The organism is Haloarcula sp. Atlit-7R (assembly GCF_003666065.1).
Taxonomy (GTDB): Archaea; Halobacteriota; Halobacteria; order Halobacteriales; family Haloarculaceae; genus Haloarcula; species Haloarcula taiwanensis.
Genome location: NZ_QXIK01000131.1, coordinates 1 through 430 on the forward strand (window position 1 = coordinate 1; position 430 = coordinate 430).

The 430-nt window shown below is 58.1% G+C and carries 1 pseudogene; it reads right to left on the reverse strand.

The features are described 5' to 3' along the window. Positions 1–396, reverse strand: a pseudogene (locus D3D01_RS22990) (universal stress protein); the annotation flags it as partial. Between the last annotated feature and the right edge of the window lie 34 nt (positions 397–430).

The window sequence follows — 430 nt, forward strand, 5'->3', positions numbered from 1 at the left end:
GACGACCTTGCTAATCGTGTCGATATTGATGTGTTCTTTGACCGGGACGATGATTCGGTCAAGAGTGGGGGCTGGGTTCGAAAGTAACACCGCGTCACAGTCGGCTTCTGTGGCGGTCCGCTCGATTGTCTGGCCGGAGTCGTGGGTGAACACGAGATGTGTCTCGACTGCAGTTCCCTCGGTTCCGAATGCCTCTACGAGGTCTTCGAGTTCGGTCCGAGCCTTGGGTTCGAACTGTTCGCGCGCTTGCTCTGGTGCCGTCTGTTCGGGAATTTCGTGGTACGCCAAGAGAACGACTGTCGCACTCGAAAGTAAGCGTATCACCTGGTCCGGAATCACCTGCCCCTCCAGCACGGCGACGGGAACGAGCACGCGAACGTTACCAGCATCACGCATCGTCGCTCACCCCCTTCAAACGGACATCGCGTGC